Genomic DNA, 17852 nt, shown 5'->3' with positions numbered 1-17852 from the left:
GCGGTCACCCCCCCTGGCGTCCGCCGAGGCGGACGCCGATGACGGCGCCGAGCACGGCGCAGAGGACGGGCACGCCGATGAAGACGGCCAGCAGGGAGCCGGTGCCGTCCACGTCGAGCGTGTGGTCAAGGACGAGATGGAAGAACACGGCCACCGCCTCGGTGAGGACGAACCCCGCCGCCCCGCCGGCGAGGAAGCCGACGACGCCGCCGGTGGCCTGTCTGGACATTGCGCTCATGCCGCCAGGCTCCGATCACGGCATGCCGCGCGGCATCGGCCTCCGGCGGGCACTTGCGGTACCCCGTGGGTTGCGGGGCCGCGGCCCGGCTACCGCGGCGGTTGCGGGTTCCGGGTCAGCCAGCCCGGGTTGACCATGCCGGACTCGTAGGCCAGCACGACAAGCTGGGAGCGGTCGCGCACGTCCAGCTTGGACATGATGCGGCTGACGTGCGTCTTCGCGGTGGCGGGGCTCAGTACGAGGCGGGCGGCGATCTCGTCGTTGCTGAGCCCGGCCGCGACCAGCGCCATGACCTCGCGCTCGCGCTCGGTGAGGGACTTCAGGCGCGGGCCGGGCACGGGCGTCTCGACCCGCCCGGCGAACTCGGCGATCAGGCGGCGGGTGACGGACGGGGTGATCAGCGCGTCGCCCCGCGCCACCACCCGCACGGCGTGGATCAACTCCTCCGGATCGGTGTCCTTCAGCAGGAACCCGGAGGCGCCGGCCCGAAGCGCGCCGTACACGTACTCGTCGAGGTCGAACGTGGTCAGGATGACGACCCGGACGCCGTCCAGCCGCCGGTCGGAGGTGATCCGCCGGGTGGCCTCCAGCCCGTCCGTGCCGGGCATCCGGATGTCCATCAGCGCGACGTCCGGCAGCAGCTCGCGGCACGCGGCGACGGCCTGCTCGCCGTCCGCGGCCTCGCCCACCACCGTGATGTCGTCCTCGTCGTCGAGGATGGACCTGAACCCCGCGCGCACCAGCCGCTGGTCGTCGGCCAGCAGAACCTTGATCATGCAGCTCCGTTCCCATGGGGCAGGCGGGCCCGGACGAGGAAGCCCCCGCCCGGCCCCGGACCCGCGGTCAGCTCGCCGCCCAGCGCGCGGGCCCGCTCCCGCATCCCGTGGACGCCGGACCCGGCCGTGCCGGCGGCGGGGCCCCGCCCGTCGTCGGCGACCTCGATCACGACGTCCCGCGGCCCCCGTTCGATGCGCACGGTGACCGTGCCGGCGGCGGCGTGCCGGACGACGTTGGTCAGCGACTCCTGGACGATGCGGTAGGTGGCCAGCTCCACGCCGGTCGGGGGCGGCTCCCCGTCGCCGGTGATCTCGGCGCGGACCGTGAGCCCCGCCGCCCGCGCCGACTCGACGAGGTCGCCGATGCGGTCGATGCCAGGCACGGGCGCCGTCGGCGCGTCCTCGTCGTCCTTGCGCAGGATCCCGATCGTCGCGCGCAGGTCGCGCAGCGCGTCCCGGCTCGATTCCTTGATCGCCGCGAGGGCGGCCTCGGCCTGCGCCGGATCCCGCTTGAAGCGGTGCAGCGCCGTCCCGGCCTGGACGTTGATCAGCGAGATGTGGTGCCCGGCCACGTCGTGCAGCTCGCGGGCGATGCGCAGCCGCTCGTCGCCCGCCGCGCGCTCCCGGGCCTCCCGCAGGTACACCCGGCGGCTGTGCCGGACCCAGCCCAGCGCCGCCATCGCCACGACCCACCCGGTCAGCATGAACAGGGCGACGCCGTTGACGTCGTCGTTGCCGGAGAGCGTCCCGGCGCCCGTCCCGATGACGATCAGCGCGCCGACGGCGATGGCGGACTGCAGCCGCCCCTGTGCGGCGATCATGTACAGCGCCACGATCGGCGCGATCATCAGCGGGCCGTCGTGCGTGCTCGTGACGTAGTACACGCCCGTGGCCACCACCGACACGAGCGCGGCCGCGAGGGGAGCGCGTTGGCTGAAGAACAGCGCCCCGCAGCCGATGGCGATCAGCACCCAGCTGAGGGCGATGCGCGCCCAGGGCTCGTCCCCGGGGGCGAACACCGAATTGAGGCTGCCGACGGACACCAGCAGCAGGACGCCCACGGCCGCGGCCTTGTCCGTCAGCCGTCCGCGCATCTCCGGCCAGCCACCCATGCGATCAGCCTAGACGGCCTCCCGGCCAGGGGATTCCCCCGCACGTCGCGCCCGCTCCGGCGCCGCCCGCAACTTCTGGAGTACGTCGCGCCGCCCGGCGGCGACCACGGGTGTAGGCCGGAGCCCCTACGGTGTGAGAGGCCGGTGGTGACGAGAATCTGGAGGCGGCCCGTGGCGTGTCGGATCAGTGAGCTCGTGCTCGACTGCCGCGATCCGGAGGCGCTCGCGGAGTTCTGGTGCGCGGCGCTGGGGTTCGTGGTGCTCGGCCGGGACGGCGACGACGTCGAGATCGGCCCCCGCGAGGGGTTCGGCGGGCCGCAGCCGACGCTCGTCCTCAGCCGCAGCGACGATCCCAGGCCGGGCAAGCTGCCGCTGCACATCGACGTCAGCCCCACCGACCGCGACCAGGAGGCCGAACTCGAGCGGCTGCTGGCCGCCGGGGCGCGGCACGCCGACGTCGGGCAGACGGGCGAGGAGAGCTGGTACGTCCTCGCCGATCCCGAGGGCAACGAGTTCTGCCTGCTCCGCAAGCGCCTCACCTGACCACCGGGGCGTGACCGGCGGTCAGCCGTCGTAGGTGCGGACGAAGCGGGACAGGAGGCGCGCGAACTCGGCGCGCTCCTCGTCGGTCCAGCCGGCCATGGCCTTGGCGAAGTGCTCGTGGCGGGTGCGGCGGGTGGCGTCCACGACGGCCTGCCCGGCCGGGGTGAGCTCCAGGTGGATGCGGCGGCCGTCCTCCTGGGACGCCACGCGCCGGACGTAGCCGGCCTTGACCGCCTCGGCCACGATGCGGCTGCCGCGCGACGCGTCCACGCCGAGGCGGGCGGCGACCAGGCCGACGCTCATCTCCTGGCCGTCGTGGTCGGGGCCCTCGTCGACGACGTCCACGACGTGCAGGACCTGGACGTCCACCGGGAGGTTGTGCTCGCGGACCGCCGCCTTGCCGAGCCGCTGCCGCGACATGCCGCGCCGCAGCTTGACCATGCTCCGCTCGACGACGTCGACCGCCCGGTCGTCCCCGGCCCGCTCGTGGCCCGCCTCGTCGCGCATGGGGACCAGTCTAGCTAGGTTGCATTCCACATATGCGTGCGCTTAGCATTCATTTGCTCTAAGCATATAACTGTGAGGTGCACATGAATATGGCGTCCGGGCGGACCGCGCCGATGAGCCGCCGGCACCGGCTGGCGGCGTTCGGCGGGCTGATGCTCGCCGGGCTCATGTCCTCGCTGGACGCGACGGTGCTCGGCACCGCGCTGCCCGCGATCGTCGGGGACCTCGGCGGCCTCGACCGCCTCGCCTGGGTGTCGACCGCGTACGTGCTGGCCACCAGCGTCACCGTCCCGCTGTCGGGGCGGCTGGGGGACCTGTTCGGGCGCCGGCCGGTCCTGCTCGTCGGGCTGCTGGGGTTCCTGGCGGGGTCGGCCGCGTGCGGGGCGGCGCCGTCGATGGGCTGGCTGATCGCGTTCCGCGCCGTCCAGGGCGCCGCCGCGGGATGCCTGATGAGCTCGATGTTCGCGGTGACCGGCGACCTGTTCGAGCCGCGGGAGCGGGCGAAGTACCAGGGCTACTCCGCGCTGATCTTCGCGGTGTCCAGCGTCGCCGGGCCGCTGATCGGCGGCCTGCTCACCGACCACGCGTCCTGGCGGTGGGTGTTCTACGTCAACCTGCCGCTCGGCCTGGCCGCCACGGCCACGACCGTGCTGTTCCTGCGGCTGCCCGCGCCGGAGGGCAGGCCGCGGATCGACTACCCGGGGATCGTCCTGCTCGGCGCGGCCGTCACCTGCTTCACGCTGTTCACCAGCTGGGCCGGGACCCGGTACGCGTGGGCCTCGCCCGCCACCGCCGGGCTCGCGGCGGGTTCGGCGGCGCTGTTCGCGGCGTGGATCATCGCCGAGCGCAGGGCCGCCGAGCCCGTCATCCCGCTGCGGCTGTTCCGCGACCGGTCGTTCGCGGTGGCGTGCGCCGTCGCCGCCGCGGGCGGCGCGACGGGCTTCGGGCTCGCCACCTACCTGCCGATGTTCTTCCAGGTCGTCGGGGGAGTGGGGGCGGCGGACTCCGGGCTGCTCGTGCTGCCGATGATGACCGGCCTCGTCGCCGCCGCCGTGCTCGCCGGACGGCACATCTCCCGGACCGGCCGCTACCGCCGGCTGCCCGCGGCGAGCATGGCGCTCAGCGCCGCCGGGGTCGGGCTGCTCGCGACGATGGACGCCGGCACCCGCCTGTTCACCGCGGGCTGCTACATGGCGCTGCTCGGCTTCGGGGCGGGGCTGTCCCAGCAGGTCGTCGTCCTCATCGCGCAGAACGCCGCGCCGCACCGCGACCTGGGCGCGGCGAGCTCGGGCGTGTTCGCGACCCGGATGCTCGGCACCGCCGCGGGCATGGCGGTGTTCGGCGGCATCGTGTCGAGCCGGTTCGCCGAAGAGGTCACGCACCGCGTCCCCGGCGGCCAGGTGCCCGCGTTCGACGACGCCGTCCGACCGGAGGTCCTCGCCACCCTCCCCGGACCCGTGCGGGACGGCGTCTTGGAGGCGTTCGCGGCGGCCTTCTCCGACCTTTTCCTCACCGCGCTGCCCGTCCTCGCGGTGGGCCTCGCCGCGGCGCTGCTCCTGCGCGACGTCCCGCTGAGGCCGCGCGGGCCGCAGGCCGGGCGGAACTAGTCGTCGAGGGCGGCGTCGTGGACGAGGAGGGCCACTTGCACGCGGTTGTTCAGCTCGAGCTTGGTCAGCAGCCGCGACACGTACGCCTTGACCGTGGCGACGCTGAGCGACAGCTCCCCGCCGATCTCGCTGTTGGTCCGGCCCTGGCCGACGAGAGCCGCGACGGCGCGCTCGCCCTCGCTCAGCCGGTCCAGCAGCTCCCGCGCGCGGGCCCGGCGCGGGTCGGCGCCGGAGCCGGCGACGTAGGACATCATCTTGCGCAGCACCGCCGGGGACATCATCGGCTCCCCGGCCGCGACCTCCCGGATCGCCCGGATGATGTCCGGCGGCGGGGTGTGCTTCAGCAGGAAGCCGCTCGCGCCCGCCCGCATCGCGCGCACGATGTGGTCGTCGGAGTCGAACGTCGTCAGGATGATGATCTCGGGCGGTTCGCGGCGGGAGCGCAGCAGCTCGGTCGCCGCGAGCCCGTCCAGCCGCGGCATCCGGATGTCCATCAGGACGACGTCGGGCCGGTACTGGTTGACCGCGGCGATGACTTCCGCGCCGTCGGCGACGTCCCCCACGATATCCAGGTCGTCGGCGTTCGACAGCATCATCGACAGGCCGGCGCGGACGAGCGCGTCGTCGTCCACGATCAGCACCCGGATGGGCGGGGAGTCCATTGCGCAACCCTATGGCCTCCGGGGGCCCTTCCCGGCGGCTAGGGGCGGTGCACCCGCCGCCCGCTGACCTCCCGCGCCGCCAGCCGGAACCACGCCTCGCGCTCGCCGCCGGGCCACGGCTCGACCTGCGCGGCGGCCGTCTTCTCCTCGTCGCTCAGCGGGTGGACGCCGCCGCGCAGCAGGACGCTCCACCCCTCGCGGCTCGCCTCGTCGTACCGGTCGACCTCGAACGCCGCCCTGACCTCGCCGCCGACCACCGACGTCAGCAGGCTGCGGTTCAGCCGGCCCGAGACCGACGTGCGGAAGACCACCGCGTCCCCGTCGACGGCGTAGTTCACCGGGACGACCGTGGGCCCCTCGCCGTCGTCGAAGGCGATCCGGCCGATGCCGCCCTCGCCGAGGAGCGCCATGCACTGGGCCCGGTCGAGTTCTTCGAGGTCGGGCGAGGACGAGGAGTTCGCTGCCATGCCGGTGACCCTTCCCTCCGTCCGGCGGGGACATGCGTGATCTTAGGCGGTCTAGAGCGGCAGGCGGGCGCGCAGCCGGAAGCGGCCGTCGCCGGTGCGGCCGTGCTCCAGCGTGCCGCCCAGCAGCGCCACCCGCTCGGCGAGGCCGACGAGGCCCGCGCCCGAGCCGGGCATCGCGAGCGCGGGCCGGTCCGGCGGCAGCGCGTTGACGATCTCGATGTCCAGGTCCGTCCCGGCGTCCAGCCGCACCTCGACGCGGGCGCCGGGCGCGTGCTTGCGGGCGTTGGTCAGCCCCTCCTGGACGATCCGGTAGGCGTGCCGGCCCACGCGGGACGGGACCCCGGCCGGGTCCGGTATGCGCTCGTCCAGCGTGACGCGGCTCCCGGCGCGCCGCGACTCCTGGACGAGCCCGGACACGTCGGCGAGCGTCGGCTGGGGGCGCTGCGGGTCCGCGCCGGGCGTGTCGTCGCGCAGCACGCCGATCACCTCGCGCAGGTCCTCCATCGCCTCGTAGGCGCTCTGCCGGATGACCCCGGCGGCCTCGCGCTGGTCGTCGGGCATGTCCGGGCGGAACTCCAGCGCCCCGGCGTGCACCGCCAGCAGCGAGATCCGGTGCGCGAGGACGTCGTGCATCTCGCGGGCGATCCGCTCGCGCTCCAGGAGCCGGGCCTCCTCGACGCGCAGCCGCTGCTCGGTCTCGGCGGCGACGGCCCGCTCCTTCAGCGACGCGATGAGCATCCGCCGGGACCGGACGAGCATCCCCGTCGTGACCGCCACCGCGTACAGCAGCGCGAACACGACCGCGCCCTCCAGGAGGTCCGGGGCCGACACGAGCCAGAACATTGCGATGATCAGCGTCAGGCTCGTGGCGGCGACCGGCAGGGCGACCCGCCAGGGCCGGAGCATCGCCAGGGAGTACACGGCGACCGCGGCCGTGCCGAAGACCGTCGTCGCCGCCCACTGCAGGACGATCATCGTCACCGCGACGGCGAGCGGGTGGCGGCGCCGGAACAGCAGCAGGATGACGAGGGACACCGCGCCCGCCGCCAGTTCGAGGCCGAGGGAGATCTCCTCCTCGGGGTAGGGCGGGTCCTCGATCGTCGCCTGGAGCAGGAACAGGCCGAGCAGGCCGGCCGCCGCGGTGATCCCCGCGTCCCCGAGCCAGTCGCGCCACGAGCGCCTGAGGTTCACGAGGTCAACGGTAGCCACGCCGCCCGTCCCGGTATGCGTCCGCAGGTCGGCCACCGCGTCGACTTTGGTCGGCAGGCGGGCCGGCCGCCGCCGCTCCTCATTCCACCATTAATACAGTAGTATTCGTAAAAACATGGGACGAGGAGCGCGGCGCCACGGCTGCGGGGAGGGGTGACGGCATGGCGAGCGAGCGCGAACGCCCGCGCCGCCGCGAGGTCCTGGACGTCTTGCGCGACGCCCGCGCCCCGCTCGGCGTCACCGAGGTCGCGGAGCGGCTCGGCGTGCACGCCAACACCGCGCGCTTCCACCTGGACGCCCTCGCCGCCGAGGGCGCGGTCGAGCGCACCGTCGAGCAGCCCTCCGGCCCCGGGCGCCCCCGCACCGTCTACGCCGCGCGCCCCGGGATGGACCGCGGCGGCGCCCGCGGCTACCGGCTGCTCGCCCAGATCCTGCTCAGCCGCCTCGCCGCCGACGGTGCGGAGGGCCGCGAGAACGCCGCGCAGGCGGGACGCGAGTGGGGCCGGTTCCTCGTCGAACGCCCGCCGCCGTTCCAGCGGATGACCGAGGAGGAGGCCGCCGACCGGCTGACCGCCCTCCTGGACGACCTGGACTTCGCCCCGAAGCCCGCCGGGGACGTCATCCGGCTGCGGCACTGCCCGTTCCTCGAACTGGCCGAGGAGTACGGGCCGCTCGTCTGCGACGTCCACCTGGGGCTCATGCAGGGGGCGCTCACCGAGCTGGACGCGCCGGTCGAGGCGCACCGGCTGGAGCCCTTCGCCGAACCCGGCGCCTGCCTCGCGCACCTGCGCCGCGGCTGAGGCCCGGCGCGCCGGTGACCGGCAGGCCCCGTCTCAGCGGGTCTTGGCGACCGTGAGCAGGACGGCCGAGTCCTCCAGGGCCTCCAGGCTGTGCCGCGCGTCCGGGATGATGAGGAGGTCCCCGGAGATCCCGTCCCAGGAGTGCTCCCCGCTCAGCAGCCGGACCCGCCCCTGCAGGACCACGATCGTGGCCTCGCCGGGGTTCTCGTGCTCGGCCAGCGTCGTTCCCGCGGTCAGCGCGATCACGGTCTGGCGCAGGACGCGCTCGTGACCGCCGTAGACGGTGTCGGCGCTGCGCCCGGTGGAGCCGGCCGCGGCGCGCTTCAGCTGGTCACGTGCGTGTGCGTCCAACGAGAGCTTCTGCATGCCCCCAGTCTGCCAGTGATCTCACCGGCCGCACGCGAGGCGGGGGTCATCCCGAGGGCGTCACGTCAGCGGGGTGCCGGTGACCGGCTCGCCGGTCGCGCTGCCCGCCAGCCAGTCCTCCCAGGACTTCGCCCACGGCGTCGGCCCGTTGCCGAACCGGAGCTTGCGGGACGTCCCGGTCACCTTGACGATGTCGCCCCGGTTGGAGAAGTCGTAGAACCACTTGGCGTTCCCCGGCGACATGTTGACGCACCCGTGGCTGACGTTGTCGCTGCCCTGAGAGGTGGTCGACCACGGCGCCGAGTGCACGAAGACGCCGCTGTAGGTGAGGCGGACGTTCCACTTCGTCGGGATCCGGTACTCGCCCGGGTTGCCGGTGGTCGCGGAGTCCATGATGATGTCCTTCGCCTTCTCCTGGACGATCATCGTGCCGGTGTAGCTCTCGTGGCCGGGCTTGCCCAGGCTGACGTTGATGCTCTTCACGGTCTCGCCGTTCTTCGTCACCGTCGCGCGGTGCTTGCGGGCGTCCACGGTGGTGATGTGCCGCTCGCCGACCGTGAAGCTCGCGGTGCGGTCCGCGACGCCGTACACGCCGTCGGCGATCTTCACGCCCGCGAGGTGCGCGGTGACCTTCACCTTCTGCCCGGTCGGCCAGTACTCGCGCGGCCGGAACTGGACCTCCTTGTCGCTCATCCAGTACCAGGCGCCCTGGACCGGCTCCGACATCTGGATCTCCAGGGACTTCTCCACCGCGACCTTGCCGGCCTTCGTGGTCACCGGCCTGGACAGCAGCACCTGGACCGGCATGCCGACGCCCACGGTCTCGCCGTCCAGCGGCGACATCCCGCTCTCCAGCTTCCCCTGGGGCTTCAGCGTCGTGAAGGTGGAGGTCTCGGTGACCTGCTTGCCGTCGTCGCCGGCGCCCTTGGCGGTGACCGTGTACGTCGTCGACGGCCTCAGCGACCACGACGACTTCCACGACGTGCCGTCCTTGGCGAGCGTGCCCTCGGCCTTCGCGTTCTTCTTGCCGTAGGTGAGGGTCACGTCGGTCAGCTTGCCGTTGTCCGCCGTGACGGTGACGGGCTTCTCCGGCGCGACCTGCTTGGTGCCGGTCGCGGGCGTGATGGACAGCGTCACCGCGTCCGAACCCTTGCCGCCGCCCTCGCCGGCTCCGCCCCCGCCGTCGCCGCCGGAGGAGCAGCCGGCGACCGCGATGACCGCCGCCCCGATGACCGCCGCGATCCTCGTCCCGGTCCGACCCTTAGCCACCTGCGAACTCCTCACGCTCGACGCGGGCAACCTCATGGTCAGGGTATGCGCGGTTCAGCGGAAGGCATGCGGGAGTCGCGGCACTCTTTCTGTTCCCCATGGTGGAGCAGCGGTTCCGCCAACCCGGGTCAAGGGCGCGGAGGGCCGCTCAGCGCGCGGGGGAGGGGCCCGCCGGGAGGTGCGACGCCGCGGCCTCGTCCAGCAGGAACAGGGTCCGCTCCCGCCCCCGGGCCGCCGCGACCGGCGCCTTCACCGGGTCCGCTCCCGACAGCCCGAGCCGGACGGCCTCGGCCTTCGAGTCGCCCGCCGCAAGCACCCACACTTCCCGCGCGGCCCGCAGCACCGGGAACGTCAGCGAGATCCGCGTCGGCGGCGGCTTCGGGGCGTCGTGCACGGCCACCGCCGGACGCCGCGTCTCCGCCACTTCCGGCATCCCCGGGAAGAGCGACGCGACGTGCGCGTCCGGGCCCACGCCCAGCATCAGCACGTCGAACGACGGGACGGCGAACGCCGACCTGGGCGCCGCTCCGGGATGCGCGGCGAACAGCAGCTCGTCGGCGTACCGGGACGCCGCGGCCTCCGGGTCGGCGCCGTCCGGCCCGTCCGCGGCCGGCATCGGGTGCACCCGCGCCGGATCCAGCGGGACGCGGTCGAGGAGCGCCTCCCGGGCACCGGTCTCGTTGCGCTCCGGGTCCCCGGCCGGAAGGAAGCGCTCGTCGCCCCACCACACGTCCAGGCGTCCCCAGTCGACGGCGTCGCGCGCCGCGCCGCCGCCCAGCGCGGCCAGGACCGCCGTGCCGACGCCGCCGCCGGTCAGCACGACCGACGCCGTGCCCCGCGCCGCCTGGGCGTCCGCGATGCGGGTGATCAGCCGGGCCGCGGCGGCCTCGGCGAGCACGCCCTGGTCGCGGTGGAGGAGGACCTCGGGAACGCTCATGCCCCGTCCTCCTCGCCGGCCTGTTCCGCGGCCTCGCCGTCCCGCTGTTCGGCGGGGCGCGTCCGCGCCGCCTCCGCCGTCGCCGACAGCGGTTCGCTCGCCACGCCGTCCTCCGTCCCGCCCGCGAGGTCCTTCGCGAACCGGACGGCGGACTCGTGGTACACCTCGTCGGGGTCGAGGCGCCGCAGCTCCTCGGCCAGCAGCTCGGCCATCGGGCGCCGCAGCAGCGACACCTGCCGGTCCGGCTGGCCGGGACGGCACAGCGTCGCGACCCGCCCGTCCGGCCGGTGGATCTGGATGTCGCCGCCCGTCGTGGCCAGCCGGGCGCCGGTGAGGCCGGGGCCCTCGGAGACCGTCCGGCTGATCGGGACGCCCAGCCGGATCGACAGCCACGCCGCCAGCAGCTCCGCGCTCGGGCTGTCCGGCTCTGCCTCGACCTCGCCGCCGACGATCTCGTCGTGCGGCTGGTCCAGCGCGGCGGCCAGCAGCGACCGCCACGACGTCAGCCGCGTCCACGCGAAGTCGGTGTCGCCCGGCCGGTACCCCTCGGCGAGCTGCGCGAGGGTGCCGAGCCGGTCGCGGGCCGCGTAGGAGTCGGTCACCCGCCGCTGCGCCAGCGTCCCGAGCGGGTCCTTGCCCGGGACCTTCGGGACCTTGCCGCCCGGCCACCACGTCACCACGGGCGTGTCGGGCATCAGCAGCGGCACGACGACCGAGTCGGCGTGCTCGGCCAGCGGCCCGTACATGCGCAGCAGCACGGTCTCGCCCGGCCCGGTCTCGCCCATCCGGATCTCGGCGTCCAGCCGGGACGAGCCGCCGCGCGGGTCGCGGGAGATGACGGTCAGCACCCGGCAGGGGTGCTCGCGGGCCGCCTCCGTCGCCGCGCGCACCGCGTCGTACTGCGCCGACTCGTCCGTCACGATGATCAGGGTGAGTACCATGCCGACGGCCGGGCCGCCCATCAGGTGCCGCGACTGCGTCAGCGCGTCCTGGATCTTGCGGGTGGTGGTGCCGGTGAGGTCGATGTTCATCTACAGCCCCCGTTTCCTCTAGAGCCGCCGCCAGGAGCGCCCGTCGCGCGCCATCAGCTCGTCGGCGCAGGCGGGGCCGTAGCCGCCGGACTTGTACTGGTCGAGTCCGCCGCGGCTCGCCCAGTACTCCTCGATCGGGTCGAGGATCTTCCAGGACAGCTCGACCTCCTCCTGGCGGGGGAACAGCGGCGGGTCGCCGATCAGGACGTCCAGCAGCAGCCGCTCGTACGCCTCGGGGGAGGTCTCGGTGAACGACTCGCCGTAGGCGAAGTCCATGTTGACGTCGCGGATCTCCATCGAGGTGCCCGGCACCTTCGAGCCGAACCGGACCGTGATGCCCTCGTCCGGCTGGACCCGCATGACCAGGGCGTTCTGCCCGAGCTCCTCGGTGTCGGTCTCGGAGAACGGCAGGTGCGGCGCCTTCTGGAACACCATCGCCACCTCCGTCACCCGGCGGCTCAGCCGCTTGCCGGTGCGCAGGTAGAACGGCACGCCCGCCCAGCGGCGGTTGTCGATCTGCAGCTTGACCGCGGCGTAGGTCTCGGTGCGGGAGTCGGCGGGGATGCCGTCCTCCTCCAGGTACCCCTGGACGTTCACGCCGCCCTGCCAGCCCGCCGCGTACTGCCCCCGCGCGGTGGCGGTGGCCATGTCGCCCGACACCCGGACCGAGGAGAGGATCTTGGCCTTCTCCGCGCGGACGGCCTCGGCGCTGAACGACGTGGGCTCCTCCATCGCCGTCAGCGCCAGCAGCTGCAGCAGGTGGTTCTGGATGACGTCGCGGGCCGCGCCTATCCCGTCGTAGTACCCGGCCCGGCCGCCGATGCCGATGTCCTCGGCCATCGTGATCTGCACGTGGTCGACGAACGACCGGTTCCAGATCGGCTCGAACATGCTGTTGGCGAACCGCAGCGCCAGGATGTTCTGCACCGTCTCCTTGCCGAGGTAGTGGTCGATCCGGAAGATCGACTCCTCGGGGAAGACGCGGTGCACGGTGTCGTTCAGCTCCACCGCCGACTTCAGGTCGCGGCCGAACGGCTTCTCGATGACGACCCGGCGCCAGGAGTCGGGGGTGCGGTCGGCCAGGCCGCAGCGCTGCAGCTGCTCCACCACCTGCGGGAAGAACTTCGGCGGGATCGACAGGTAGAACGCGTAGTTGCCGCCCGTGCCGCGGGTGGCGTCCAGCTCCTTCACCGCCATCGTGAGGGCGTCGAACGCGCCCGGATCGTCGAACGTGCCGGGAACGAAGTGCATGCCCTCCGACAGGTGCGTCCAGACGTCCTCGCGGAACGGGGTCCGCGCGTGCTCCTTCACCGCCTCGTGGGCGATCTCCCGGAAGTCCTGGTGGTCCCACTCGCGGCGGGCGAAGCCGACCAGCGAGAAGCCGGGCGGCAGCAGCCCCCGGTTCGCCAGGTCGTAGATCGCCGGCAGCAGCTTCTTGCGGGACAGGTCGCCGGTCACGCCGAAGAGCACGAGCACGCACGGCCCGGCCACCCTGGGGAGGCGCTTGTCCCGCGGGTCGCGGAGCGGGTTGGCTGGGTCGGTCACGAGGCCCCCTTCGATCGTGCGTGCTCCGGCGCCGCCCGTGGCCGCACCGTCTCCGGTGCCGCGGCGCCCTGTGGTACTACCCCTTCAAGCATCCTGCCCTCTCGTGCCGGCGTGCCGTCCCGGTCCGCGCCGCCGGCAGCGGCCCGCGGGCGGTGGTGGCCGTCTCCCCCGAGACGACGGCGCTGAACGTCACGGCCGGCGCGCCCCCGCCACCGCCCGCATCGCCTCGGTGAGCCTGCCCGCGCCCTCCACCGGGTCGCGCAGGTGCAGCCGGATCACCGGCAGCCTGCGGTCGCGCAGCGCCCGCAGCTCGGCCAGAGCCCGTGCGAGCTGCAGCTGCGCCAGGCTGTACGGCCGGCCGGGGACGGGGTGGGTGGCGAGCGTGTCGCCCGGCGCAGGGTCGCCCGTGATGATGAGGAACGCGCCGTTGCCGGGCCCGTCCTTGTGCACCGGCCCCGTGGCGTGGGGGTATCCGGGGCCCGGTCCGTAGGCGACGGGACGCCCGGACGCGCGGGCCATGGACGGCGCGAGGTACCGGCCGGAGAAGTCGCCCGACAGGTACGTCATGACCGCCAGGTACCCGTCGTTGGGCACCGACGCGACCAGCCCGCCGAGGACGGTCTGCAGCTCCGCGCCCGGCGGCCACGGGAAGTCGGCGTGCACCTCGATGCCGTCCTCCACGTACACCGGGCGCTCCGCGGTGAGCGGCCCGCCGCCCGCCGTGCGCAGCATCGTCGCGGCGTCGTCCTCGGACTCCTGCACGACGGTGCTGCCCGCCTCGAACGGGTTCACGCCGAGCAGCCACCCGGCGACCGCCGTCGCGTACTCCCACAGCAGGAACTGCGCGCCGAGCGGCGCCCACACCGAGGTGTCGGACTCGTCCTGCGCCGCCGACCGCGGGTTGATCGACACGCCGTGCACGTCGGGGAAGTCACCGCGCCCGCCCGGCGGTTCGAACGCCAGCACGCCGCGGCCCCGCTTGCCGGTGCCGACCGCGAGGAGCTGGGAGATCCAGCCGCTCAGCGCGCCCGGCCCGCCGGCCTCGCGCAGCAGCACCTTGTCGCGGGCCAGGCCGCCCGGCCCCTGCTGCGCGCAGCCGCCGAGGACCGCGCCGAGCAGCAGGCCCGGGTTGTCCTCGTCCTTGCCGAGCGACGGCACCAGCGACGCCGCCTCCTCCAGCAGCCGCTCCGCGTCGGCCCCCGCCAGCACCGCCGGGACGAGCCCGTACGCCGACAGCGCGCCGTAGTGCCCCGGAAGGTAGGGGTCGGTGAGGCCGATCCGGTAGCCGCACTGCCGGGCGAAGTCGTGCAGCGGGCTCCCGTGGTCGGTGATCACCAGGAACCGGCCCGCGATCTCCCGCTCCGACAGGCCCCGCTCCCGGAACGCGGCCGCGAAGATCCGCCGGTAGGCGTCGCCCTCCAGGGACACGCCCGCCTTGCTGGCCAGCACGACCAGCGTCCGGTCGAGCCGCTCCATCGCGAACGCGAGCGCCGCGGTGTCGCCGCCGTCGAGGACGGTCAGCTCGCCCGTGGGCCGGTCGCCGGCGCCCCGCTCCGGAGCCCCGGCGGTGACCGAGGCCGCGTGCGCCTCCATGATCGCCTGGGCGGCGAGGCTCTCCGCCCCCACGCCGATCAGCACGATGTGGTCGAGGCCCGACTGGCGCGCCTCGGCGACCATGCCGTCCACCTGGTTCAGCAGCCCGCGGGAGGCGAACGGCAGGTCGAGCCAGCCCAGCCTGCTGTGGTCGACCGCGCGCCGCCCCCACAGCCGCGGATCTTTGGCGGCGAGCGCGCCGGGGACGCCGCAGCTGACGAGGTAGTCCCTCGCCTGCAGCGCCGAGTCCAGCACGTCGCCGCGCGTCAATACGTCGAATCCGGACACCGATCCCTCCTGGCCCCCATCGTTTCAGGAGAGAACGGACATTGGCGACCTCTCCCTCGATCTTCTTCGCGCCGCGAACACCGCGTCAGGCGAACACCGCGTCAGGCGAGCGCCTCGGTGAGCTGGGCGAGGCCCTCCGCGCGGTCCCGCAGATGGAGGCGGAAGGCGGGAGCGCCCAGCGACCGGACCACGCGCAGATCGCCGAACGCCTGCGCGAGCTGGAGCTCCCCGAGGGAGTACGGCCGCCCCGGGACCGGGACGTCGCCGGTGACGGCGCCGGTGACCTGGAGGAACGCGCCGTTGCGCGGCCCGCCCTTGTGGTATTGGCCGACCGTGTGCAGGTAGCGCGGACCCCACCCGAACGTGACGGGGGCCGGATGCCTGCGGGCCTTGGCCGCCCGCGCCGCCAGCAGCGGCCGCAGCCCGGCCGCCGCCGCGTCGCCGCGGCGGTCCAGATAGGCGAGGACGGCGAGGTAGCCGCCCTCCGGGACGCTCTCCAGCACGACTTCGAGCGCCTCGGTGAGGGTCTGCGCGCCCCGCAGCGCGTCCTCCGCGCCGGCGTGCACCTCCACCGCTCCGGAGACCAGCTCCGGCGGCCTCCGCACGACCGTGGGCGCGGTGCCCTCCTCCGAGCGCAGCAGCGCGGCGGTGCTCTCCGCCGACTGGCCGGTGTCCGGCTCGTCGAACGGGTCGACGCCCAGCACCCGGGCGGCCACCGCCACCGCGTACTCCCACAGCAGGAACTGCGCGCCGAGCGGGCCCGCGACGGTCACGCCGGCCTCGCGCCCGGCACCGGGCTCGTCCGGCCGGCTGCCCAGGATGACGCGGCGCAGATCGGCGGTCAGCTCGAAGCCCGGCGCGTCGACGCTCTCCACCACCACCGGCAGCAGGCCCCTGCCGTCCTTGCCCAGCGCGCCGCCGACCAGCTGCTCCGCCCATCCGGCGAAGCCGTGCAGGCCCGAGCCGTGGTCGGCGATCACGAGCTTGTCGCGGGTGCCGAGCGCGGAGGAGGCCAGCACCGCCCCCAGCGCCAGCGCCGGGTTGTCGTAGGGCTGCCGGAGCACCGCCAGCAGCCGGGACGCGTCGTCCAGCAGCGCGGCAACGTCGACGCCGGCGAGCGCGGCCGGCACCAGCGCCCGCGCGCCGAGCGCGCCGTAGCGCCCGTCGACGTCGGGTTCGGCGGGCACGAGGCGGTGCCCCGCCTCACCGGCGGCCTCCGCGAGCGCGGACCCATCCTCCGCCACGACGACGAACCGGTGCGCCAGTTCGGCGCCGTCCAGCCCGGCCTCGGCGAACGCGCGGCCGAAGACGCGGCGCAGCGAATCGGCCTCGGCGCTCTCGCCGACCACGGCCACGATCGTCCGGTGCAGGTCGCCCGCGAGGACGCCCGACACCTCGTGCGGGTCGGTGGTGTCGAGGACGACCAGCTCCGCCGGCGCGGCCCCGTCCCGGAAGTGGGTGCGGTACATCGCCTCGGCGGCGACCGCGGCACCGCCCGCCCCGGCGAGGACGACCCGGTCCAGGCCGCGGTCGCGGGCCTCGCCCGCCGGCCCGGCCGGCAGGTCCGCCGGCGACCGCGAGGTCTCCGGCAGCTCCAGCCAGCCGAGGCGGCGGGCGGCGAGCGCGGCCGCGTCCGGGCCCCACAGCTTGGCGTTGCGCGACGCCAGCGAGCCCGGCACCCCGTCGGAGACGAGCCGGTCGAGGACCGTCTCGCTCTCGTCGAGCACCGGGCCGCGGATGGTGACCGAGATCCCCCCGGCGGTCACCACCGAGGTCACGCGCCGGCCCCCTTGGACTCCAGCTCGCCGCGGATCGAGTCGAGCATCTCCTTCCACGACACCGCGAACTTCTCGACGCCCTCCTCCTCCAGGACCCGCACGACGTCGTCGTAGTCGACGCCGACGTTCTTCAGGGCGGCCATGTGGGCGCGGGCGTCGTCGTAGGTGCCCCGGACGGTGTCGCCGCGGATCTGGCCGTGGTCGGCGACGGCCACCAGCGTCGCCTCCGGCATCGTGTTGACCGTGCCCGGCGCGACCAGCTCGTCCACGTAGAGGGTGTCGCTGAGGTCGGGGTCCTTCACGCCGGTGGAGGCCCACAGCGGACGCTGCGGGCGGGCCCCCGCGTCCTTCAGCGCCTTCCACCGGTCGGTGCCGGACTTCTCCTCGTAGAGGGCGTAGGCGAGCCGCGCGTTGGCCAGGGCCGCCTTGGAGCGCAGCGCCTTGGCCTCGGCGGATCCGATCTTGTCGAGCCGCTTGTCGATCTCGGTGTCGACGCGGCTGACGAAGAACGACGCCACCGAGGCGATCTTGGAGAGGTCGCGGCCGTTCTCCCGGGCCTTCTCCAGCCCCTCGAAGAACGCGTCGATGACCTTGCCGTAGCGCTCCAGCGAGAAGATCAGCGTCACGTTCACGCTGATGCCCTCGGCCAGCGCCTCGGTGATCGCCGGCAGGCCCGCCTCCGTCGCGGGGATCTTGATGTACAGGTTCGGCCGGTCCACCAGCCACCACAGCGCGCGGGCCTCGGCGACGGTGCGGCGGGTGTCGAGGGCGAGCCGCGGGTCCACCTCGATCGAGACGCGGCCGTCCAGCCCGTCCGTCCGGTCGTACACCGGGCGCAGCACGTCGCAGCCCCACCGGATGTCGTAGGTGGTGATCGCGCGGGACGCCTCCTCGACGTCCACCCCGCGGACCGCGAGGTCGCGGACCTGGTCGTCGTAGGCGGAGCCCTTGCTCAGCGCCTTGGCGAAGATCGTCGGGTTGGACGTGACGCCCACCACGTGCTTGTCCTTGACGAGTTCCGCGAGGTTGCCCGTCCGGAGCCGCTCGCGGCTGATGTCGTCCAGCCAGATCGAGACGCCCTCGTCCGACAGCCGCTTCAGGATCTCACTCATCGTGTCCTCCTC

18 protein-coding genes are annotated in these 17852 nt (G+C 74.1%); 3 read left to right on the top strand and 15 right to left on the bottom strand.

Features of this window, described 5'->3' with window-relative positions:
• Positions 1 to 4: 4 nt before the first annotated feature.
• The 3 genes from IEZ03_RS06380 to IEZ03_RS06370 form a co-directional block, all read right to left on the bottom strand.
• Positions 5 to 238 (bottom strand): hypothetical protein, encoded by a 234-nt coding sequence (locus tag IEZ03_RS06380; protein ID WP_184884911.1) that lies wholly within the window; start codon positions 236 to 238, stop codon positions 5 to 7.
• 89 nt (positions 239 to 327) lie between these two features.
• Entirely contained in the window at positions 328 to 1014 is a 687-nt protein-coding gene (locus tag IEZ03_RS06375) for a response regulator (protein ID WP_184884909.1), read from the bottom strand.
• On the bottom strand, positions 1011 to 2126 hold the full coding sequence (locus tag IEZ03_RS06370; RefSeq protein ID WP_229808063.1) for a sensor histidine kinase: 1116 nt from the start codon (positions 2124 to 2126) through the stop codon (positions 1011 to 1013). The genes IEZ03_RS06375 and IEZ03_RS06370 overlap by 4 nt, the downstream gene beginning before the upstream one ends.
• A gap of 171 nt (positions 2127 to 2297) precedes the next feature.
• Here IEZ03_RS06370 and IEZ03_RS06365 point away from each other — a divergent pair, with 171 nt between their 5' ends.
• Positions 2298 to 2669, top strand: coding sequence for a VOC family protein (locus IEZ03_RS06365; RefSeq protein WP_184884907.1), 372 nt, complete (start codon positions 2298 to 2300; stop codon positions 2667 to 2669).
• A gap of 21 nt (positions 2670 to 2690) precedes the next feature.
• Here the strand turns inward: IEZ03_RS06365 and IEZ03_RS06360 are convergent, their stop codons facing one another.
• Entirely contained in the window at positions 2691 to 3176 is a 486-nt protein-coding gene (locus IEZ03_RS06360) for a MarR family winged helix-turn-helix transcriptional regulator (RefSeq protein WP_184884905.1), read from the bottom strand.
• A gap of 83 nt (positions 3177 to 3259) precedes the next feature.
• Between IEZ03_RS06360 and IEZ03_RS06355 the strand changes: the two genes are divergently transcribed.
• The gene (locus tag IEZ03_RS06355; protein WP_229808081.1) at positions 3260 to 4783 is read left to right on the top strand and encodes an MDR family MFS transporter; all 1524 of its coding nucleotides are present in this window, start codon (positions 3260 to 3262) and stop codon (positions 4781 to 4783) included.
• Here the strand turns inward: IEZ03_RS06355 and IEZ03_RS06350 are convergent.
• From IEZ03_RS06350 to IEZ03_RS06340, 3 genes are read right to left on the bottom strand one after another with little or no spacing between them, the layout of a single operon-like run.
• Positions 4780 to 5445 carry a response regulator transcription factor gene (locus IEZ03_RS06350; protein WP_184884903.1) on the bottom strand — a complete coding sequence of 222 codons (666 nt, stop codon included), beginning with the start codon at positions 5443 to 5445 and terminating at the stop codon, positions 4780 to 4782. The two genes, IEZ03_RS06355 and IEZ03_RS06350, sit on opposite strands and share 4 nt — an antisense overlap.
• A 38-nt stretch (positions 5446 to 5483) precedes the next feature.
• Complete coding sequence (locus IEZ03_RS06345) at positions 5484 to 5912, bottom strand: pyridoxamine 5'-phosphate oxidase family protein (protein ID WP_184884901.1); 429 nt, start codon at positions 5910 to 5912, stop codon at positions 5484 to 5486.
• Between the two features lie 51 nt (positions 5913 to 5963).
• Positions 5964 to 7103: a sensor histidine kinase gene (locus IEZ03_RS06340; RefSeq protein ID WP_229808062.1), complete on the bottom strand. Its 1140-nt coding sequence runs from the start codon at positions 7101 to 7103 to the stop codon at positions 5964 to 5966.
• Positions 7104 to 7282: 179 nt separating this feature from the next.
• On the opposite strand from IEZ03_RS06340, the gene IEZ03_RS06335 reads away from it, so the two are divergent.
• Positions 7283 to 7921: a helix-turn-helix transcriptional regulator gene (locus IEZ03_RS06335; RefSeq protein ID WP_184884899.1), complete on the top strand. Its 639-nt coding sequence runs from the start codon at positions 7283 to 7285 to the stop codon at positions 7919 to 7921.
• Between the two features lie 33 nt (positions 7922 to 7954).
• On the opposite strand, the gene IEZ03_RS06330 is transcribed toward IEZ03_RS06335, so the two are convergent.
• The 8 genes from IEZ03_RS06330 to tal all read right to left on the bottom strand — a co-directional run bounded on the left by IEZ03_RS06330 (position 7955) and on the right by tal (position 17840).
• A complete protein-coding gene (locus IEZ03_RS06330) occupies positions 7955 to 8287 on the bottom strand; it encodes a cupin domain-containing protein (protein ID WP_132045539.1) in 333 nt (110 codons plus the stop codon).
• 60 nt (positions 8288 to 8347) lie between these two features.
• Complete coding sequence (locus IEZ03_RS06325) at positions 8348 to 9556, bottom strand: L,D-transpeptidase (RefSeq protein ID WP_229808061.1); 1209 nt, start codon at positions 9554 to 9556, stop codon at positions 8348 to 8350.
• 148 nt (positions 9557 to 9704) lie between these two features.
• On the bottom strand, positions 9705 to 10493 hold the full coding sequence (gene pgl / locus IEZ03_RS06320; RefSeq protein ID WP_184884895.1) for a 6-phosphogluconolactonase: 789 nt from the start codon (positions 10491 to 10493) through the stop codon (positions 9705 to 9707).
• A complete protein-coding gene (locus tag IEZ03_RS06315; protein ID WP_184884892.1) occupies positions 10490 to 11524 on the bottom strand; it encodes a glucose-6-phosphate dehydrogenase assembly protein OpcA in 1035 nt (344 codons plus the stop codon). Before IEZ03_RS06315 ends, pgl begins: the two co-directional genes overlap by 4 nt.
• Positions 11525 to 11542: 18 nt before the next feature.
• A complete protein-coding gene (gene zwf / locus IEZ03_RS06310; protein ID WP_184884890.1) occupies positions 11543 to 13069 on the bottom strand; it encodes a glucose-6-phosphate dehydrogenase in 1527 nt (508 codons plus the stop codon).
• Between the two features lie 189 nt (positions 13070 to 13258).
• Entirely contained in the window at positions 13259 to 14950 is a 1692-nt protein-coding gene (locus tag IEZ03_RS06305; RefSeq protein ID WP_184884888.1) for a phosphoheptose isomerase, read from the bottom strand.
• A 101-nt stretch (positions 14951 to 15051) separates the two neighbouring features.
• Entirely contained in the window at positions 15052 to 16728 is a 1677-nt protein-coding gene (locus tag IEZ03_RS06300) for a glucose-6-phosphate isomerase (RefSeq protein WP_184884886.1), read from the bottom strand.
• Entirely contained in the window at positions 16725 to 17840 is a 1116-nt protein-coding gene (gene tal, locus IEZ03_RS06295) for a transaldolase (protein ID WP_184884883.1), read from the bottom strand. The genes IEZ03_RS06300 and tal overlap by 4 nt, the downstream gene beginning before the upstream one ends.
• Positions 17841 to 17852 lie beyond the last annotated feature (12 nt).

This window comes from Actinomadura livida, assembly GCF_014648675.1.
Taxonomy (GTDB): Bacteria; Actinomycetota; Actinomycetes; order Streptosporangiales; family Streptosporangiaceae; genus Spirillospora; species Spirillospora livida.
The sequence above is the reverse complement of the archived record's forward strand: the minus strand, read 5'-3'. Positions and strand labels throughout refer to the sequence as shown.